The organism is Flavobacterium sp. MDT1-60, assembly GCF_014844035.1.
In the GTDB taxonomy this organism is placed as follows: domain Bacteria; phylum Bacteroidota; class Bacteroidia; order Flavobacteriales; family Flavobacteriaceae; genus Flavobacterium.
In genome coordinates this window covers 1185854-1204674 of record NZ_CP062159.1, presented here as the reverse complement: position 1 = coordinate 1204674, position 18821 = coordinate 1185854, and the positions used below count along the sequence as shown (strand labels likewise).

Genomic DNA, 18821 nt, shown 5'->3' with positions numbered 1-18821 from the left:
AACACCAATTAATCGAAGCGAATTGCTTTAACCGGCGAAATCCTGGTTATGATATAGGATGGAATTAATAGTACCAAGAAACAAACCATAACTGTTAGTAAATTCAGAAGTATTATGTAGCCCCAATTTATGTACACTGGCGCTACGTTGACATAATAATTTTCTGGATTTAGATGAATGACTCCGAATTGCTGCTGAATTAGCAATAATGAAATACCAATTAAGTTTCCCCAGAAAAGCCCTCTTACAATAAGGTAAAACGCATTATACAAAAATATTTTGCGTACGGTCCAATTACTAGCGCCTAATGCTTTTAAAATCCCAATCATTTGAGTGCGTTCCAAAATAAGGACTAACAATGCTACTACCATATTAATAGTCGCTACTAATATCATAACAGCAAGAATGACGATTATATTAAAATCGAAAAGTTGAAGCCAATCAAAAATGTAGCTGTATTTTTCGATTATTGTTTTTGTATCGAGATTTGATGAAGTTTGATCGTAAATTTGATCACCAGTTGTTTTAATATTATTAAAGTCTTTTACAAAAACTTCAAAAGCACCTATTTGATCTGGTGTCCATTTATTTATTCTCTGAATATGACGAATATCCCCTATTATATATGTAGCATCAAAGTTTTGAAAACCTGAATTAAAAATTCCAGTGATTTTAAATCGGCGACTGTTGGGCATTTTTCCCTGCTCTTCTTTAATAAAGAAAGTATTGAATTGATCCCCTACTTTTAAATTAAGGCGATCAGCAAGAAATCTCGAAATTATAACTTCTTCATTTAGTTCTTTGGTAAAATCTGGTAATCTACCCTCTACTAAATATTCTTTTATATTGTTCCAATCGTAATCTGCTCCAACTCCTTTGAAAATAATTCCTTCAAAAGCATTTTCGGTTCTAATGATTCCGGCTTTGCTTGCGATGGCCTGAATATGTTTTACTTCCGGAACCGACTTGAAATTGGGATAAAAATCTTGTTTTTTAGAAATCGGGATTAATGTTACTTCAGAATTATTATTGTCATAATTCGAAATAATAACCTGACCATTAAAAGCTGAAACTTTGTCGCGTATTTTTTGCTGCAAACCAATTCCGGTTGCGACCGAAACCAACATCATAATAATACCAATAGCGATAGCCGAAATGGCGATTTTGATTATAGGTGCCGAAATACTGCTTTTATAATCTTTGGCAGTAATAAGTCTTTTGGCTATAAAATATTCTAGATTCAATTTATGATGTCTGATTAATGATTATTCCTTTATTTGCGTTTTCACTACTGTTCAAAAATACATTTTTAAAAGCACAAAAGAATTGTCCGAAAAAACAATTACAAATTATTTAGGTTCTTTAAAGGGGAAGCTTCTTTTTCATTTCTTCGACAATATTATAGGCTGCCGGACAAATTGCTACATTTTTTAAAGTTAGATCGGCAATCTGATGAAACTTTTTACGATCTGTATGAGGAAATTCTCTACAAGCTTTTGGGCGTACGTCATAAATCATACAATAGTTTTCATTATCCAGAAAAGTACACGGTACACTTTTTAGAACAAAATCTTTGTCTTCGTCAATACGAAGATATTGATCAATAAATTGTTGTGGTTTTTGTCTGAAAGATTTTGAAATCCTTTCAATATCAGCCAAAGTAAACAACGGCCCGGTTGTTTTACAACAATTGGCGCATTGCAAACAATCCGTTTTTTTGAATTCAACATCGTGCAAATCCTGCATGACGTAATCCAAATTCTTCGGCTGCTTCTTTTTCAGCTTATCAAAATACTTTTTGTTTTCGATATGCTTATCTTTGGCTAACTTATTTAAGTTATTTAAAATTTGTTTCAAGTTTAAAATTTAAAGTTGATCTGCAAAATTAAACAACTTTAAACTTGAAACCTTAAACTTTGAACTAAATTACCATGAAAGATCTTTTTGGCAAAGCGATGTACGATTTTCAAACCAATAATTCACCTGAAAACATAATAACAGAAACTTCAATTTCTGAAGAAGATGAAATGAGTGTCGATTACCTATTTCGTTCTTATAATGAGATGCCTAAACTGGAACAAAAAGCACTTCAATTAGCTACAGGAAAAATACTTGATGTAGGATGCGGAGCCGGAAGTCACAGTTTGTCTTTACACAATGATCGTAATTTAGATGTTACTTCCATCGATATTTCAGAAAAAGCAATAGCAACCTGTAAACTTCGTGGTGTTACCAATGCCAAAGTTCAGAATATATTAGATTTTGAAGGAGAAAAATTTGACACCATCATATTACTAATGAATGGTGTTGGGATTTTTGGAAAATTAGACAACTGCAACAAGTATTTATCAAAACTTAAATCGCTTTTAAATCCTGGTGGTCAAATTTTATTAGACAGCTCTGATATTATCTATATGTTTGATGAGGATGAAGACGGCGGAAAATGGATTCCGTCTAATAATGATTACTATGGCGAACTAGTATTCAATATTTCTTATAAAGACGAAAAAGAAGAACCATTTGATTGGTTATATCTTGATTATAATACATTACAAAACGCTGCTATTGCAAACGGACTCAAATGCGAGCTTATTTTAGAAGGGGAACATTATGATTATTTAGCCAGACTTTCAATATAAAAACATCATTATAATATTATGAAAGAATCAGATTTAGAGAAATTAAAATTTCCCATTGGAAAATTTGAGGCACCGGCAACCTACACGTCCGAATATATTTCAGATAAAATTGCTGAAATCGAATCTTTTCCTGAGAGAATAAAAAAAGAGACTCTTCATTTAAACGATGAACAATTAGACACACCTTATCGCCCAGACGGATGGACTGTACGTCAAGTGATCCATCATTGTGCCGAAAGTCATATGAATTGCTTCATTCGAATTAAATGGGCTTTGACCGAAAATAATCCGGTTATCAAAGCTTATGATGAAACTTTATGGTCTGAATTACCAGATAATTTAAAAATGCCAATTCAACCAACATTAAATCTACTGGAAGGATTACATTACCGATTAACCTTTATAATGAAAAATTTATCAGATGCTGATTTAGAAAAATCATTTATTCATCCGGAAAACAATTCTGAATACCGAATTAAACAAATTATCGGAACTTATGCCTGGCATGGAAATCATCATTTGGCGCACATTATCAATTTAAAAAAATATAAAAACTGGAAATAACCAAAATTGTTTCTTTTTTACACAGCGTATACAAATTACCGCAAACAAAAAATCTCTTCAGTTGAAGAGATTTTTTATTCTATTTACGGAATATTCAAATATTTATGCGTTTGAAGTGAAACTCTCCATTTTGGGTTATTCATTACATAATCCACTATTAACGGAGTCATTTCTTCTTTTTTACTCCATTCTGGCTGAAGAAATAAAATTGCATTATTGTTTACCAATTCTGCTTGCTCTTCTGCAAAGATAAAATCGTGTTTATTGTAAATAATCACTTTTAACTCGTGTGCATTATCATACACAGTCTGGGTAGGTAATTTATTCTTTTTTGGTGAAAGACAAATCCAATCCCAGGTTCCTGAAAGCGGGTAAGCACCTGAAGTTTCTATATGAACTTTTAAATTTTTATCTTTTAATTGCTGGGTTAACAAACTCATGTCCCAAGTTAAGGGCTCTCCTCCCGTAATTACAACGGTATCTGCATAACTTGAAGCATTCTTTACAATTAAATCAACACTTGTTGGCGGATGTAATTCAGCATTCCAACTTTCCTTCACATCACACCAGTGGCAACCCACATCGCAACCTCCAATTCTAATAAAATATGCAGCTGTACCAGTATGGAAACCTTCTCCCTGAATGGTATAAAATTCTTCCATCAAAGGCAACATCGCTCCTTTATTAACTTCTAATTGTATTTCTTTTGATAACATTATTTTATTTTAAAGTGCAAAGATAGTCAATTAAATACGGAACAAAAAAAACCGATAGTTTCTTGAACTATCGGTTTTATATTTAAGTAAAATAACTTTTCTTATTTTAAAGCCTTCACAGATTGAGTTGCGTAAGCATTAGTTGGGTCTAAAGTCAAACTTTTATTGAAATATTCAATAGCTTTTGCTTTGTCAGTGTTAGCATAAGCAGCACCAATTGAATTGTACGATTCCACAACTTTTTTAACTGTTGCAGGTTTTGCTAATTCTTCAGCTCCTTTTGCAGTTGTTTTAGTAATGTACTCCTGGTAGTTTTTGATAATTAAATCATCTTTTTCCAATAAGTTATTGATTCTTCCTTTGTACAAGTAAGCCTCATCATAAGTTGGAGAAGCTACTAATACTCTATCAAAAGCAGCATCAGCTTTAGCTAAACCAGCAGCATCCATAGCCGTTTTTTCTTTATTTGCATTTGCATAGTAAAGAGAGATACCATAGTATACATTATCATTTAGATAATTTTTTTGCTCTGTATTTGTAGTACTCAATTCATAAATAGCAGCAGCCTGGTTGTATTGTTTTTTACCAAACAATTCTTTACCGAAATCTCCAAGATCTTCAACAGCTAATGGCTCCACAGCAACTGCTTTTTTGATTTCAGCTAAACCAGCCTCAAAAGCAGCAGGATCAACTACACCAGCAGCATCAGTTCCTTTTTTAATTTTAGCAAATCCTAAGTATAAATTATCTTTTGCAATTACTTTGTTAGAAGGTGCTTTCATATAATCCTCCAATGATTTAATTGCAACATCATAATTTCCATTTTCATAAGCTGAATATCCTAAATATCTATAAATTCTAGGATTAACTTTATCCAACTCAATCATTTTGTTAGCTTCTTTTTCAAGAGCCTTATAATCTTCAACTAAAATCAAGAAATCGGCATGACGCATTCTAGAGTTCATAGAATAGTCTGTTAAACTCAAATATTTCTCGTAGTTTTGAATTGCTTTTTGATAATTCACCTGTCTTGTAGAAGGTTTATTTCTAGCCCATTTGTAATAAGTTTCAGCCAACTCTCTATAAACTGGTCCGTAATTAGCATCTATAGAGATTACTTCATTAAAAGATTTGATAGCTTCATCATAAGATTTAGCACCTTTTAGCAAAACACCTAATTGCATTTTTGCTCTTAAAAGCGTTGGATCAGCAGTAAATGCGTCACGATACGCTTTGTATGCATCATTTTGATTATTTGCTCCGTAATAAGCATCACCAATTGCCAAAAGTGCAGTTGCGTTTTGAGGCTCTAATAATAAAGCTTTCTTTAAACTAGCAATAGCATTTGTATAATCAGGATTTGTAGAATTCATATAAGCTCTACCAATGTAAATAAATTCATTTACATCTTTACGCTTAATATCTTTTGTAGCTAAACCAAAATTTGCCTGAGCAGAAGCAGTATTTTTTGAATCAAGATCTAACTGACCCAAACCGATATAATTTAAGTTTTTCTTATCAGCTGCTTCTAAACCATTTAAGTAATAAATTTTAGCAGAATCAACAATAGCCTGATTAAGGTAAATATTACCCAATACAAAATTAGCTTCTCCATCAGAAGGTTTAGCTTTGATGATTGATTTCAGCAAAGACTTAGCTTTCTCAAATTGTTCAGCATCAATTGCCTTTTTGGCCTGGTTTATATCTTGCGCTTTTGCAACAGAAGCTGAAGCAACTAAGGCAAGACTAAAAATTTTAAATTTATTCATCTTTATTGTAATTAATTTATTCTTTATCGTTTATAATCTGATTTCTAATTTTAAGCTTTCTTCCCGGAGTTCTGACTGGCATTAATCCCGATTTTAATACAATTCTCTGTCCAATGTCACCTGCAATGAATGATGCAAACCCCATTCCTAATCCAGAATAACCCTGACAATTGATAATATACAAATCACGTGCCAAAGGATATTTCTTTAATGCAATATCAGTTTGACTTGGATCGTAATACTTATCCCCTTTTAAACCTTTAACACTTAAAATGTTAATTTTTTTAATTGTTTCAATCATATTTGGAGACGGCTGAGATAACCAATTAACACCAACTATCCCAATCATTCCATCATTCTCAGCAACAAACTTAATCACTTCCTCATTGGTTTTAAAAGAGAAAACACCACTAGCAGGAATTTCTTTTACTTTCGCCAGTTCTTTCATGTACCTCACTGTACTTGAATTTGGATTATCAAAAACAAGCCCTTTAATTGTTCCATCTGATTTACCCTGCATCAAATCCAGTACAGTTTTCAACGCAATTAACGTATCATTATTGCTCTTATTTGAAATTAAAGCAATTGCATCAGTCGCAAATGGTGTCACCCTTGGTTTAATCTTACTTTTTTCAAACCTTTGCAATTCTTCCTTAGTCAAATTTCTTGTTGTAACGACAACTTCAGTCTTCTGGTCTAATAAATCGTTTACAACCTCTGCCTCAGATTTTGGTTTAACTGTAATTTTTGCATCATAGTAAGTACCTTCAAAAACAGCAACCTGATCATCTACAATTGGCTTTACAGTTTCATCAACCGTAATATCAATAGAACCTTTTAGAATTGTCTCTTTATCTGATTCATTCTTGCTTTTTTGGTTGCACATGGCAAACAAAAAAACAAAAACTACCAAACCAAAAACTCTACTATATTTTAACATATTTACTCTGCGTTTGAATTAATTAATCTCAAAAAACGGATTGCCGAATAAACGATCAGCAAACCACCAAAAGCATATCTGTATTTAGGTTCCATGTCTAACGGTAATTTCTTCCAAAACATAATCATTAAACCAAGCACAAGATATATTAAAAAAAACAGTATTCCTAAAACAAGAAGAAATCGCTCTTTGAGCGATTTCTTCTGAATATTATTAAGCATATCTTTTAACATTATTCTGCAGATTGAATAGTAATAGGAAGAGAGTAAAGTACCCTAACTTTTTTACCATTTTGCTCACCAGGTGTCCATCTTGGACATTTTTTAAGAACACGAATTGCTTCTGCTCCTGTACCGTAACCGATATCCCTTAGAACTTTAATGTCGGTTAATGAACCGTCTTTTTCAACTACAAAAGTAACATAAACTTTACCTTTTAAACCTTCTTCTTCCGGAGTCTTGTAATTGTTTCCTACGAATTTGTAGAACTTCTCAATTCCTCCTGGGAAATCTGGTTTTACTTCGATACCAGCCGTGTTGTATACCTGGTTATCTTCTTCTACTACTGCAGCAGTCCCGGTACCTACTGGCTCATCTACAGTTAAAACTGCATCCGGATCTCCTTTAATAGTTTCAGAACCTACTTTTTTATCTTTAAGATCTTCAATTTTTGGAGGATCTTCAGTAACTTCTTCTGCCTTAGCAACCACCGGTTTTGTAAATTTCACCTGATCCACTTTTGGCGGTGGTGGTGGTGGTGGTGGTTGATTCGGTTTTACTTCCTCTTTTTTAGGAGGTAATTTTACTGTGGCAATCTTCACCTTGTTATCTACATCTTCTTCACCAGAATCTGGTAAAAAGCTAGCAATAAGAGGAGCTGCTACAGCAAAGCTAAAAATGATCGAACCTATGATAAGCGCTTTTATCGTAGTTTTGCTGTTCGATTTTCTTAACTCATATGCACCATATATCTTATTACGTCCTTCGAATACGATATCAAGCCACTGATTTTTTATAATATCTAATTTCATTTTTCTTGATTATTAGGATGTTAAAATAAGACAAACCTTACTTTTTCTCTACCAATTTATTTTCTTCCGGTGTAAACTCAGGAACAATAGCATAAGTTTTAACTCCACTAATAGCCATTTCATCCAAAATATCCACTAAATTACGGTAATTCGATTTTTTAGTTGGCTTAATGATAACTATAATTCCATTTTTAGGTTTTCCTATCGAAGCAGCATATTCTGAAGCTAATTTCTTTCGTTTAAGCAATTCTTTACGAATACCATCTTTACCATATGCAATATCTTTTGGTCCAACTTTAGGTGCAGACAATAATCCCATATAATAAGTCAACTTATTATTTTCTCCTAATATCACAGTCATAGTAAGATTCTCATCTACTTTAGTATCTTCTGTCTTCGTCTTATCATCTTCCTTATTTGGCAAAGACAAATCCATCGATTGAGGTTTTGACAACGATGTGGTTAACATAAAGAACGTGATCAATAAGAATGCCAAATCCACCATTGCCGTTAAATCGACTTTAGAATTTTGCTTTTTACTTCTTACTTTACCACCTTTTCCGCCACCACCGTCGCCGGTATTTAATTCAGCCATTTTAGTGTATCTTTTTTAATTAAAAGTCTTTTCCTCTTGTACCTGTAACTAAGTTAAAGGAATTGATTTTCTGATCTTGTAGAATATCCATAATCTTTTTAATTTGTGGATACTGTTCTTTAGCATCTCCTTTAATTGCAATCTGCAATTCCTTATCATCAATGTCGATAGAAGCTCTTCTTGAAACTAAAAGCCATTCTTTTAATTGATTGTCCAAAGAATCGATTGGAATTCCAGGTTGATTTGCTTTCACTCTGTCAGATGCTTTCATGTCAATGATTTGCTTTAAATTTGCAACAGGAACACCAAAGTCATCCATTAAAGCAAATTTAGTTTTATCCTCTTCTGTGAAAGTTATACCGAATTTTGCCCCCATTCCTTCAAGAGTTTTTTTACGAATCTCTCTACCTTTTAGGTCAAAAAACACTTTGCTTTTCCCGTCTGCACCTTTTCCTACTGTAATAATTGCCAAATCTGTATCAGGCAATTTAAATTCAGCAACGGAAGCAGGCATGTCTACAGGAAGTGCTTCAGGCACCTTAGCAGTAGCGGTCAAAATAAAGAACGTAAGCAAAAGGAACGCAACATCACACATGGCAGTCATATCTGTCGATGTTGACTTTTTTTTCATTTTTATTTTAGCCATTCTCTTTTATTTTTATTCTGATAATTAATATCAAAAATTAATTATTGTTTCAAACTTCCTCTGAATCTTCTGTAAGTATTCACGATTGTAGTACCAGCCTCATCGATAGAGTAAGTTAAATCATCAATTTTAGCAGTAAAGAAGTTATAAGAAACGATAGCTAAGATAGAAGTAGAGATACCTGTTGCAGTGTTGATAAGTGCCTCAGAAATACCTGTTGCAAGAGCAGCCTGATCTGGAGTTCCAGCAGAAGCTAATGCACCAAACGCTTTAATCATACCTGATACAGTTCCTAATAATCCTCCTAAAGTTCCTAATGATACTAAAGTAGAGATAATAGTCATATTTTTTTCTAACATTGGCATTTCTAATGAAGTTGCCTCTTCGATTTCTTTGTGAATTACTTCAGAAGCTTCTTCACTGTTGAAACCTTCTTTTTTCACATCTTGATATTTAATCAAAGCTGATTTAATTGCATTTGCAACTGAACCTTGTTGTTTGTCACATGAAGCGATAGCAGCCTCAATGTTTCCTTCTTTGATACTAGCTTGTACATTTTTCATAAATGTATCTAAGTTTGCTTTCCCAGCAGCTTTCCCGATAACGATAAATCTTTCAATTGAAAAAACAACAACCATTAAAAACATACCTAATAATACTGGTACAATAAATCCTCCTTTATATACCTGTCCTAATGTATTGATTGGATGACCTGTTTCTGGATTTCCACCTTCAAAGTTTGCAGAATCTCCCATGATTACTTTCCAAATAAACACCCCAACTAAAATACACGCTACGATAATGATTCCAGTAATCATTCCTCCTCCATTTGAAGTGCTTTCTTTTTTAACTTTAACGTTTGCCATTTTTTTTAATTTTAATAGTTTTAAATAATTTTTATTTTTTAGTTATATTTAACTTGTAGAGGAGCAAATTTATACGTTTAGTTTAAATAAAAAAACTTTTTTTAATTTTATTGAAGGAAATTTAACGTCAATTTAAAAAATATCTCATTAAATTGCCAACTCTATTTTTTTGATAAAACAAAAAACAGCACGAATTATGGGAAAATTACAACGTTTTAGTAAATATTCAAAGATTCCATTGATATCTTCTTAAAAAGTTGCGAAATTTTTTTTTATCATATTTTTAATCAGAAATAGCTTTTTCCTACTAAAATATATATATCAAAATTCTTAAAAAATTAAGCAATACTCTTATAATCATCTAAATTACAAATAAAACATGAATAAAAAAGATAATTTCATTCAGGATATCAATACAGGCTATCTTTCTAAAGGTGACAGTATCATTTTGGGAGGTGCTATGCTGGATGGAGAACCAATTGCAGAGGCACACGTAAAGATTCCTTTAAAAACATTAAACCGCCACGGACTGATTGCCGGAGCAACCGGAACCGGAAAAACCAAAACTATTCAGGTTTTTTCTGAGCAATTATCAAATGCTGGAATTCCTGTCTTAATGATGGATATTAAAGGTGACTTTAGTGGTATTGCAAAAGAAGGAAAAGAAGAAGGTTTTATAACGGAGCGCCACACTAAAATAAACATACCTTATAATGTAGCATCATTTCCAGTTGAATTAATGTCATTATCAAAACAACACGGAGTTCGCCTGCGCGCAACTGTTTCTGAATTTGGTCCGGTATTATTTTCCCGAATTTTGGATTTAAATGATACTCAGGCCGGAGTTGTTGCTGTAATTTTTAAATATTGTGATGATAATCAGATGGCATTACTAGATTTAAAAGACATCAAAAAAGTCATTAATTATATAACTGAGGAAGGTAAGGACGAAATCGCGGAGAGTTATGGCAAAATCTCAACAGCAACAACCGGGACGATTTTGAGAAAAATCATTGAATTGGAGCAGCAGGGAGCCGATTTGTTTTTTGGCGAATTGTCTTTTGAAATTGATGATTTAATGCGAATTGACGAAAACGGAAAAGGCTACGTAAACATCATCCGCCTGACGGATATTCAGGACAAACCTAAATTATTCTCGACTTTTATGCTGAGTTTATTGGCTGAAATTTACCAGAAAATGCCCGAAAAAGGAGATTCAGAACAACCTGAATTAGTGATCTTTATTGATGAAGCGCACTTAATCTTTAACGAAGCAAGTAAAGTATTATTAGAACAAATTGAAACGATAGTAAAACTAATTCGTTCTAAAGGTATTGGTGTTTATTTTGTAACTCAAAACCCAATGGATGTTCCAAGTGGAGTTTTGGCTCAATTAGGTTTAAAAATTCAGCATGCCTTAAGAGCCTTTACAGCAAACGACCGTCAGGCCATTAAAAAAACAGCAGATAATTATCCTACTTCTCCTTATTATAAAACAGATGAATTATTGACCAGTTTAGGAATTGGAGAAGCTTTGGTTACAGCCTTAAACGAAAAAGGAGTTCCGACACCGCTTGTTGCCACCATGATGCGTGCACCACAAAGCAGAATGGATATTCTGACTTCAACAGAAATTGACGAAATAAACAATAAATCGAAACTGGTAAAAAAATATAACGAGGAAATTGATCGCGAAAGTGCCTACGAATTATTAAACAAAAAAATTGCAGATGCAACACAGGCAGCTGCAGAACAAGAAGAACAAGCACCAACAAAAGCTTCAAAATCAGAACCTAGCACAGCAAGTGTTGTAGGGAAATCCGTTTTGAAAGTCGTTACAAGTGCTACCTTTATAAGAGGTGTTTTTGGGGTGTTATCAAAAATCTTTAAAAAATAAAAAAAATCAATAGCAATATCAAAAAGCAATTACAATATCAATGGCAAAATTTTAATTGATTTTTGATATTGTAATTGCCATTGCCATTGAAATTATGCGTTTTGCAACAACTCCAGAATCTTATTTTCTACTTCTGGCGTGTTCCAAATATTTTCAATATTATTGAGTTTTAGAATCTCTTCCATAATTCCGTTTTGGAAATCGCCAATTGCCAAAGCTTCAGCATAGGGGCGATCGCTGAAAGTTACACGACTGTAAAGCGGAATCCATTTATCAGGATATTTATCAGAAAATGCTTTTTCGATTTTCTTCTGTAATAAGAATTTTTCATCAGCAGTTTTTGTACTCATTTCCATGAAATTGCGATATGATAGTTCTGCAATGGCATCGGCATTTGGTTTGCGTGAAATTTGATATTCAGAGAAAATCTTTTTCCAGTCGTTTCCGTACTTTTCGATCATTTCATTTAAAACCGTAATATCTTCAAAACCGGCATTCATTCCTTGTCCATAAAACGGAACAATGGCGTGACAAGCATCTCCAATTAAAGCAATTTTATCTTCATATGTCCACGGAAAACATTTCATCGTTACCAAAGTACTGGTTGGATTCTTAAAGAAATCTTCAGCCAGCTTCGGAATCACTTCAATCGAATCCGGGAAGTTTTTCTCAAAGAAATCCTCCACCATTTTTCGGTCTGTAAGCGATTCAAACGAATTTTCACCTTCAAAAGGCATAAATAAAGTACATGTAAAACTTCCATCCAAATTAGGAAGCGCAATCAACATGTATTTACCACGAGGCCAAATATGAAATGAGTTTTTATCTAATTTATGAGTTCCATTGGCATTAGCCGGAATATTCAATTCTTTGTAGCCCATATTCAAAAATTCCTGCGAATAATTAAACATACTCTGGCGTTGCATTCTGTGACGGATTCTTGAAAAAGCGCCATCGGCACCAAAAACCATATCGTATTTTTTCTCTTCCCACTCCCCTCTTTCAGTTTCGCCAATATGCAAAGTCGCATCGCTCAGCGTCACATCCCAGATTTTTTCTTCAAAATAAAACTCCGCTCCGGCCTGTTCCGCAAGATCAATCATTTTTCGGTTCAAAGTTCCCCTTGAAATCGAATAAATCGATTCGCCTTCCTGTCCGTAGTTCTGAAAATTGAGTTTATCAACCAAATGAATCGCACGTTTGTCCATCGGAATCGCGATTTCGCGAACAGCATCTCCGACGCCAACACCATCAAGCGCTCTCCAGCCCCGATTAGACATTGCCAGGTTTATAGAACGGCCCGAAAAATTAATTTTGCGAATATCAGGACTACGATCATAAACATGAACGGTATGACCTGCTTTTTTAAGGTAAATTGCCAACAGCGATCCTACCAATCCAGAACCTACAACGGCAATTTTTAGTGAAGTTTGCATCAAGAAAAATCTAAATATAAGATCGTAAAAATAAGTAATAATTCTACAAGAGCTTAAAAATAAAGGAAATATTTATGATTTATATGGGCATGACCCGCCGAAAAAAGCGGGTCGGGCTATCCACTATATTCCCGATTAACAAAAACTATGGCTAAAAAGCCTTGTTTTTCTAAATCGGGAGATACCGCTCCTATCCCTCATGCGGCACTCGTTTTCATAACAAAATCCCGTTTTTAATGATTTATTAGAAATATGAAAAGGACTACTTTAGCTGAAGAAATAATCTCGCAAAGACAGCAAAAGCGCAATTTTTTTAATAGCCACAGATTAAAGGATTAAAAAAAATCTGCCCGATCTGCGTGAAAAAAAACTTTGTGTCTTTGTGACTTTGTGGCAAAACCTAAAACCAATGAATAGCGAATTATTACAATCAAACATCATTTTAGAAAACGAAAAAGTATTATTAATCCCTTTTGAAAACGAAAGAAACATCGAACTCAAAGAAATCATTTTTGATGATGAAATCTGGAAATATATGGGAATGTATTTGCGAACCAAAAATGACTTCGAAAACTACATTCAAAATACCTTAAAACAAAAAGCAGACGGGATTTGTTATCCATTTCTAATTATTGATAAAGCCACAAATAAAGTTGCCGGAAGTACAAGATATGGATACTTAAATCATGCCAGTCAAAAATGCGAAATTGGCTGGACCTGGTATGGAAAAGCATTTCAGGGAACAGGTTTAAACAAAGCCTGTAAATATGAGTTATTAAATTTTGGTTTCGAAAATATTCAATTCAGAAGAATACAATTTAGTGCTGATTTGGAAAACAAGAAGTCACAAAAAGCGATTGAAAAATTGGGTACTGTAAAAGAAGGTATCTTTAGAAATAATTATGTTGATTCTGAAGGAAAGAGTAAAGATGATGTTTATTATAGCATAATTTTGGAGGACTGGGAAACTACTAAACGAGATTATTTTTCTGAATTTGACTAAAAAAACACATTGAATTATTGTAATCTAAAAAATGGTAATTTAGCGTAGAAATTTTACTTCAAAAACCAGAAAAAATTCTCTAACATAATTCCGTAAATGAACCTATATTCCGAACATTATGTCAGCAAAATTTGCGAACGGTTCGTGAATAAGATTTGGTGTCTCGACAACAGCATCGGCGAAAGCCTGATCGAAAACAAACTTGTTTTACCTAATGGCTGTTTTAATCTCGCCCTTGTAAGCGGAAATGCGATAGAAGTTCATACAAGCAAAAACAAATATGTAATGAACGAAGGGTTTTACTTTTGTTCGCAAATGACCAACAAAGTTTTGGTTAATATTCAGCCGAAAACTAAAGTTACCATTATTCAATTACATGCCTGGACGCTTTCCTTCTTTCCGAATTATGATTTGAATAATTTTATCGATTCTATTATCAAAATTGATGAAACTGAATTGCCTTTTAAAACTAAAATTGATTCTAGTTTAAATAGCGATATTTCCTTTTTATTAAATATCATTAATACTTATTTTGAAGAATTAAATTCGGCGCATTTAACAAAAAATACAATCGAAAAAATCTGCGAAATCATCAAACAGCATCATGAAGAAATTACAGTTTCTGAAATTGGGAAAAGTTTAAATGCTTCTCAACGAATGCTTCAAATTAAATTCAAATCAGCAACCGGACTTACGATTAAAAAACACATTCAGATTCTGAAATTCAGAAAATCAGTCGATCAAATGGTGAATTCTGATTTAGAAAAACTAAAACTGACTGATGTCGCGCTTTACAATCAATATTTTGATCAGTCGCATTTTATAAAACAATTTAAAGATGTGACCAAAACAACTCCAAAAATGTTCAATTCAAGTTCGTATTTTCTTTCCAAAAAAAGATAAGATTTCGCATTTTTACAATTTTGCGATCGATGATTGATTTAATTTTGCAAAATCATTAATCAATAATCAATCACAGATGAAAATCAACAACTTAATTTCCCATTTAAAAATTATTTTAATTGGATTTCTATTCTTCCAAATCCATTTCGGATTTTCCCAGGAAGAGAAAAACTCCACATTATACAAAACTATTATGGCTAAAGACAGCCTTCTGTTTAATGTTGGCTTTAATACTTGCGACATCTCCCACTTTGAAAACTTATTAGCTGACGATTTTGAATTTTATCACGACAAAGACAGCATTTCAGACAAAGCGCTATTTCTAAAAAATCTTAAAAAAGGTTTGTGTCGTTCGACCGATACTTATAAGTCCAGAAGATATTTGGTACCTAATAGTACCGAGATCTATCCTTTATACAAAAAAGGTATTTTATACGGTGCGATGCAAATGGGCATTCATCAATTTTATGAAAAATCAGTTGAAAAAAATGAATCCCTTGCAGATGCAAAAGAGCATTTTGGCAGTACAGCCAAATTTACTCATGTTTGGCTATTAGAAAATGGCGTTTGGAAATTAAGACGATCTTTTAGTTACGATCATCAATCGACCAGTACAGCCGGAACCAAATCAACTATTTTTGACAATAACGAGGAAATTGAAAAATGGCTGAAACAAAACAATGTTCCAACTCTTGGAATTGGCATTATCAACAACGGAAAACTTCAGGAAATAAAAGTATTTGGCGAACTTAAAAAAGGCGTTACAGCGCCATATAATACTATTTGGAATGTAGCATCCTTAACCAAACCCGTAACCACAATCGTGGCTTTGAAATTAGTTAGTCAGGGAAAATGGAATTTAGATGAACCTCTAGATAAATACTGGATCGATCCGGATATTGCTGATGATCCCAATCATAAATTATTAACTACAAGAATCATTTTAAGTCATCAAACTGGTTTCCCGAACTGGAGATATATGAACGAATCTAAAAAACTAGATTTCAAATTTAAACCCGGAACTCAATATTCGTATTCGGGAGAAGGAATTGAGTACTTGAAAAAAGCGCTAGAAAAGAGATTCCACAAAACACTTGATCAATTAGCGGATGAATTAATTTTTAAACCGCTAAAAATGAATGATACTAAATTTACCTGGAACGACATAACCGATACTTCGAGATATGCTATAAACTATGACAATAAAGGAAATACTTACGAACCTGTTAAAAATAAAACCGCAAATGCGGCCGATGATTTATTAACCACCATTCAGGATTACGGCACTTTTTTATGCAGTGTGATGAACGGTGACGGTTTGACCAAAAAGGTCTTTGAGGAGATGAATTCGCATCAGGTGGCCCAAAAGAAAAAAGACAAATACTTTGGTTTGGGTTTTGAAATCTATGATTTAGGAAATGACAATTATGCTTTGTCGCACGGTGGCGCAGATCAAGGCGTACAGACGTTATTTTTTCTTCTTCCAAAAACAAAACAAGGCTTAGTTATTTTTACCAATGTAGATGACGGCTACAAGGTTTATGAAAAACTTCTTTTGAATTATCTTGGAGAAAACGGGCAAAAGCTGATTGATATTGAAACGAAATAATGAATAGCAGAAAAATCAAAACTATGGAACCAATGATGAATATATTAGTTCTTTTCATGCTTTTTTTAAGCAGGGAAGTAAAAGCGCAGACCAATAGTGATGTTTTAAAAATGGATGTTTTAAAAACAGAAATCATTAAGATGGACAGTTTATTATTTGATGTTTCTTTTAATCAATGTGATGCAGCACTTTTCAAAAAAATAATAGCTGATGATATCGAATTTTACGATGATCGTTCCGGCTTAAACACCTCGAAAGGAAATGAAATAAAATCATTACTTGATAAATGTGGAAGATCTGAGAAACTGACCCGAAAATTAAATTCCTGTACCATTGATAAATTAGGTGATTTTGGGGCCGTGCAAATTGGCGAACACACTTTCTATGTTAATGGAAAGCCCACAGGAACCGGAAAATTCGTTCATATTTGGGAAAGAAAAGATAAAAATTGGGTATTAAAAAGAATTGTTAGTTATGAACATAGAGCTATTAAAAAATAGCTCTTTTTTTATGTCGTTTTATCACTTTAAAAAAAAATAGAAAAAAATTGGTTGTTCATGAAACCAAATCGCATTTGAATCGTCTAACAAGAATCAAACGCAAACATCATCATCCATTTTAATTTGTACATTCGTATAACAAATTAAATTCCAGATGATTAAACAGTTTCAATCATCAATCAAAAAAATCAAACAACGAATCATTAACCTTAATCAATAATCATCAATCACATGAATAAATCAATCAAACTATTTGCAGTCTGCATTTTGGCACAACTGTTTACCTTTCATGTTGCCGCGCAAGACAAAGCAAAAAAAATCGACCAGCTCTTAAGCAAATACAACGAATACGGGCAATTTAACGGATCTGCGCTTGTTTCAGAAAATGGAAAAGTTATTTTCAAGAAAGGATACGGTTCTGCTAATATGGAGTGGAATATTCCAAACCAGCCCGACACTAAATTCAGATTAGGTTCAATTAGCAAACAATTTACGGCTTTCTTGCTTGTTAAACTGGCTGAAGATGGAAAACTAAAACTTGATGTTCCGATAACCACTTATTTGCCGGATTATCCAAAAGCAAACGGAGATAAAATAACCATTCATCATTTGCTAACGCATACTTCCGGAATTCCGAATTATACTTCGGCTCCCAATTTCTTTAAAGAGAAAAGCAGAAATCCTTATTCTCCTGAAGAATTTGTAAAGACATTTTCAAGTCTACCACTTGAATTTACGCCAGGCGAAAAATTTAATTACAGCAACTCCGGATATTTTTTATTGGGTTATATCATTGAAAAAGTTTCAGGCAAAACCTATGAGCAATATTTGCAGGAAGTAATTCTTACGCCTTTAAAAATGGTCAATACAGGATACGATCATTTTGAGATTATTCTTAAAAACCGAGCTTCTGGTTATGAAAAACAAGGCAAAATAATTCGAAATTCTCCTTATCTTGATATGAGTATTCCTTATGCAGCAGGATCATTGTATTCTACTGTAGAAGATTTGTATTTATGGGATCAGGCACTCTATACCAATAAATTACTTTCTGCAAAGTCAATGGAATCGTTGTTCAAGCCTTATATTAAATTTGGCGATAGTGCTTATGGATATGGCTGGTTTTTAGAAGAAGCTCCAAACGGAAACAAAGCTAAATTGAAAATTATTGAACACGGAGGAGGCATCAACGGATTTAATACTGTTATTTCGCGAGTTCCTGCAGATAAGAACTTAGTAGTCTTATTAAATAATACTGGCGGTACAATTTTAGGTGAAATCAACGAGGGAATCAGAGCTATTTTATACAATCAGCCTTTTAATGAACCTAAAAAATCATTGGCACTTGAACTTTTGGATGTATATTCAGAAAAGGGTGCAATTGCTGGTACAGAGCGTTATAAAAAATTAAAAAACGATCCAACTTATCGCATTAAAGAAGAGGATATGAATAGTATTGGGTATCAATTATTGCAAAGTGGCAAAAAGAAAGAAGCCATTGAAGCTTTTAAAATTAATGTAGAAAACTTTCCTAAATCAGGAAATGTTTACGACAGTCTTGGCGAAGCTTATTTAGCCGATGGAGATAAAAATCTTGCTATTGCAAATTACACCAAATCTATTGAACTGGATCCAAAGAACGAAAGTGGAAAAAAAGCTTTAGAAGGAATTTTAAAAAAATAATCTTAAAAAATTACAAGGCAACTTC

The 18821-nt window shown here is 33.1% G+C and carries 19 protein-coding genes; 8 read left to right on the top strand and 11 right to left on the bottom strand.

Annotated elements, in window-relative coordinates; translation table 11 throughout:
- Positions 1–8: 8 nt before the first annotated feature.
- Both IHE43_RS05015 and IHE43_RS05010 read right to left on the bottom strand, forming a co-directional pair.
- Positions 9–1244: an ABC transporter permease gene (locus tag IHE43_RS05015; protein ID WP_192186960.1), complete on the bottom strand. Its 1236-nt coding sequence runs from the start codon at positions 1242–1244 to the stop codon at positions 9–11.
- Between the two features lie 118 nt (positions 1245–1362).
- Complete coding sequence (locus IHE43_RS05010) at positions 1363–1857, bottom strand: YkgJ family cysteine cluster protein (RefSeq protein ID WP_192186959.1); 495 nt, start codon at positions 1855–1857, stop codon at positions 1363–1365.
- A 74-nt stretch (positions 1858–1931) separates the two neighbouring features.
- Here IHE43_RS05010 and IHE43_RS05005 point away from each other — a divergent pair, with 74 nt between their 5' ends.
- Positions 1932–2639, top strand: a complete 708-nt coding sequence (locus IHE43_RS05005; RefSeq protein ID WP_192186958.1) for a bifunctional 2-polyprenyl-6-hydroxyphenol methylase/3-demethylubiquinol 3-O-methyltransferase UbiG — start codon at positions 1932–1934, stop codon at positions 2637–2639.
- Between the two features lie 18 nt (positions 2640–2657).
- Complete coding sequence (locus tag IHE43_RS05000; protein WP_192186957.1) at positions 2658–3203, top strand: YfiT family bacillithiol transferase; 546 nt, start codon at positions 2658–2660, stop codon at positions 3201–3203.
- 83 nt (positions 3204–3286) lie between these two features.
- Here IHE43_RS05000 and IHE43_RS04995 read toward each other — a convergent pair whose 3' ends face one another.
- From IHE43_RS04995 to IHE43_RS04965, 8 genes are all read right to left on the bottom strand, one after another.
- Entirely contained in the window at positions 3287–3919 is a 633-nt protein-coding gene (locus tag IHE43_RS04995) for a 7-carboxy-7-deazaguanine synthase QueE (RefSeq protein ID WP_192186956.1), read from the bottom strand.
- A gap of 101 nt (positions 3920–4020) precedes the next feature.
- Entirely contained in the window at positions 4021–5688 is a 1668-nt protein-coding gene (locus tag IHE43_RS04990; RefSeq protein WP_192186955.1) for a tetratricopeptide repeat protein, read from the bottom strand.
- Between the two features lie 16 nt (positions 5689–5704).
- The gene (locus tag IHE43_RS04985; RefSeq protein ID WP_192186954.1) at positions 5705–6628 is read right to left on the bottom strand and encodes a PstS family phosphate ABC transporter substrate-binding protein; all 924 of its coding nucleotides are present in this window, start codon (positions 6626–6628) and stop codon (positions 5705–5707) included.
- A 2-nt stretch (positions 6629–6630) separates the two neighbouring features.
- Complete coding sequence (locus IHE43_RS23465) at positions 6631–6861, bottom strand: hypothetical protein (RefSeq protein WP_026983456.1); 231 nt, start codon at positions 6859–6861, stop codon at positions 6631–6633.
- Positions 6861–7658 carry an energy transducer TonB gene (locus IHE43_RS04980; RefSeq protein WP_192186953.1) on the bottom strand — a complete coding sequence of 266 codons (798 nt, stop codon included), beginning with the start codon at positions 7656–7658 and terminating at the stop codon, positions 6861–6863. Before IHE43_RS04980 ends, IHE43_RS23465 begins: the two co-directional genes overlap by 1 nt.
- A gap of 37 nt (positions 7659–7695) precedes the next feature.
- Complete coding sequence (locus IHE43_RS04975; RefSeq protein WP_192186952.1) at positions 7696–8253, bottom strand: biopolymer transporter ExbD; 558 nt, start codon at positions 8251–8253, stop codon at positions 7696–7698.
- A 19-nt stretch (positions 8254–8272) separates the two neighbouring features.
- Entirely contained in the window at positions 8273–8899 is a 627-nt protein-coding gene (locus IHE43_RS04970) for a biopolymer transporter ExbD (RefSeq protein WP_192186951.1), read from the bottom strand.
- 41 nt (positions 8900–8940) lie between these two features.
- Entirely contained in the window at positions 8941–9765 is an 825-nt protein-coding gene (locus IHE43_RS04965) for a MotA/TolQ/ExbB proton channel family protein (RefSeq protein WP_072969652.1), read from the bottom strand.
- A gap of 379 nt (positions 9766–10144) precedes the next feature.
- Here IHE43_RS04965 and IHE43_RS04960 point away from each other — a divergent pair, with 379 nt between their 5' ends.
- Positions 10145–11662, top strand: a complete 1518-nt coding sequence (locus tag IHE43_RS04960; RefSeq protein ID WP_192186950.1) for a helicase HerA-like domain-containing protein — start codon at positions 10145–10147, stop codon at positions 11660–11662.
- A gap of 92 nt (positions 11663–11754) precedes the next feature.
- Here the strand turns inward: IHE43_RS04960 and IHE43_RS04955 are convergent, their stop codons facing one another.
- Positions 11755–13098 (bottom strand): NAD(P)/FAD-dependent oxidoreductase, encoded by a 1344-nt coding sequence (locus IHE43_RS04955; RefSeq protein WP_192186949.1) that lies wholly within the window; start codon positions 13096–13098, stop codon positions 11755–11757.
- A gap of 409 nt (positions 13099–13507) precedes the next feature.
- Here IHE43_RS04955 and IHE43_RS04950 point away from each other — a divergent pair, with 409 nt between their 5' ends.
- The 5 genes from IHE43_RS04950 to IHE43_RS04930 all read left to right on the top strand — a co-directional run bounded on the left by IHE43_RS04950 (position 13508) and on the right by IHE43_RS04930 (position 18796).
- A complete protein-coding gene (locus IHE43_RS04950; RefSeq protein ID WP_192186948.1) occupies positions 13508–14101 on the top strand; it encodes a GNAT family N-acetyltransferase in 594 nt (197 codons plus the stop codon).
- 96 nt (positions 14102–14197) lie between these two features.
- A complete protein-coding gene (locus tag IHE43_RS04945; RefSeq protein ID WP_192186947.1) occupies positions 14198–15004 on the top strand; it encodes an AraC family transcriptional regulator in 807 nt (268 codons plus the stop codon).
- A 76-nt stretch (positions 15005–15080) separates the two neighbouring features.
- Positions 15081–16613 carry a serine hydrolase gene (locus IHE43_RS04940; protein ID WP_192186946.1) on the top strand — a complete coding sequence of 511 codons (1533 nt, stop codon included), beginning with the start codon at positions 15081–15083 and terminating at the stop codon, positions 16611–16613.
- 32 nt (positions 16614–16645) lie between these two features.
- Positions 16646–17113, top strand: coding sequence for a nuclear transport factor 2 family protein (locus tag IHE43_RS04935; RefSeq protein ID WP_225585384.1), 468 nt, complete (start codon positions 16646–16648; stop codon positions 17111–17113).
- A gap of 231 nt (positions 17114–17344) precedes the next feature.
- Positions 17345–18796 carry a serine hydrolase gene (locus tag IHE43_RS04930; protein ID WP_192186944.1) on the top strand — a complete coding sequence of 484 codons (1452 nt, stop codon included), beginning with the start codon at positions 17345–17347 and terminating at the stop codon, positions 18794–18796.
- The last annotated feature ends 25 nt before the right edge of the window (positions 18797–18821 follow it).

Bases quoted from the DNA above. Each gene is read 5' to 3' on its own strand.
- IHE43_RS04975 (WP_192186952.1), bottom strand. From the start codon at position 8,253: ATGGCTGAATTAAATACCGGCGACGGTGGTGGCGGAAAAGGTGGTAAA.
- IHE43_RS05005 (WP_192186958.1), top strand. From the start codon at position 1,932: ATGAAAGATCTTTTTGGCAAAGCGATGTACGATTTTCAAACCAATAAT.
- IHE43_RS04970 (WP_192186951.1), bottom strand. From the start codon at position 8,899: ATGGCTAAAATAAAAATGAAAAAAAAGTCAACATCGACAGATATGACT.
- IHE43_RS23465 (WP_026983456.1), bottom strand. From the start codon at position 6,861: ATGTTAAAAGATATGCTTAATAATATTCAGAAGAAATCGCTCAAAGAG.
- IHE43_RS04940 (WP_192186946.1), top strand. From the start codon at position 15,081: ATGAAAATCAACAACTTAATTTCCCATTTAAAAATTATTTTAATTGGA.
- IHE43_RS04960 (WP_192186950.1), top strand. From the start codon at position 10,145: ATGAATAAAAAAGATAATTTCATTCAGGATATCAATACAGGCTATCTT.
- IHE43_RS04985 (WP_192186954.1), bottom strand. From the start codon at position 6,628: ATGTTAAAATATAGTAGAGTTTTTGGTTTGGTAGTTTTTGTTTTTTTG.
- IHE43_RS04965 (WP_072969652.1), bottom strand. From the start codon at position 9,765: ATGGCAAACGTTAAAGTTAAAAAAGAAAGCACTTCAAATGGAGGAGGA.
- IHE43_RS05000 (WP_192186957.1), top strand. From the start codon at position 2,658: ATGAAAGAATCAGATTTAGAGAAATTAAAATTTCCCATTGGAAAATTT.
- IHE43_RS04950 (WP_192186948.1), top strand. From the start codon at position 13,508: ATGAATAGCGAATTATTACAATCAAACATCATTTTAGAAAACGAAAAA.
- IHE43_RS04990 (WP_192186955.1), bottom strand. From the start codon at position 5,688: ATGAATAAATTTAAAATTTTTAGTCTTGCCTTAGTTGCTTCAGCTTCT.
- IHE43_RS04930 (WP_192186944.1), top strand. From the start codon at position 17,345: ATGAATAAATCAATCAAACTATTTGCAGTCTGCATTTTGGCACAACTG.
- IHE43_RS04945 (WP_192186947.1), top strand. From the start codon at position 14,198: ATGAACCTATATTCCGAACATTATGTCAGCAAAATTTGCGAACGGTTC.
- IHE43_RS04995 (WP_192186956.1), bottom strand. From the start codon at position 3,919: ATGTTATCAAAAGAAATACAATTAGAAGTTAATAAAGGAGCGATGTTG.
- IHE43_RS04980 (WP_192186953.1), bottom strand. From the start codon at position 7,658: ATGAAATTAGATATTATAAAAAATCAGTGGCTTGATATCGTATTCGAA.
- IHE43_RS04935 (WP_225585384.1), top strand. From the start codon at position 16,646: ATGATGAATATATTAGTTCTTTTCATGCTTTTTTTAAGCAGGGAAGTA.
- IHE43_RS04955 (WP_192186949.1), bottom strand. From the start codon at position 13,098: ATGCAAACTTCACTAAAAATTGCCGTTGTAGGTTCTGGATTGGTAGGA.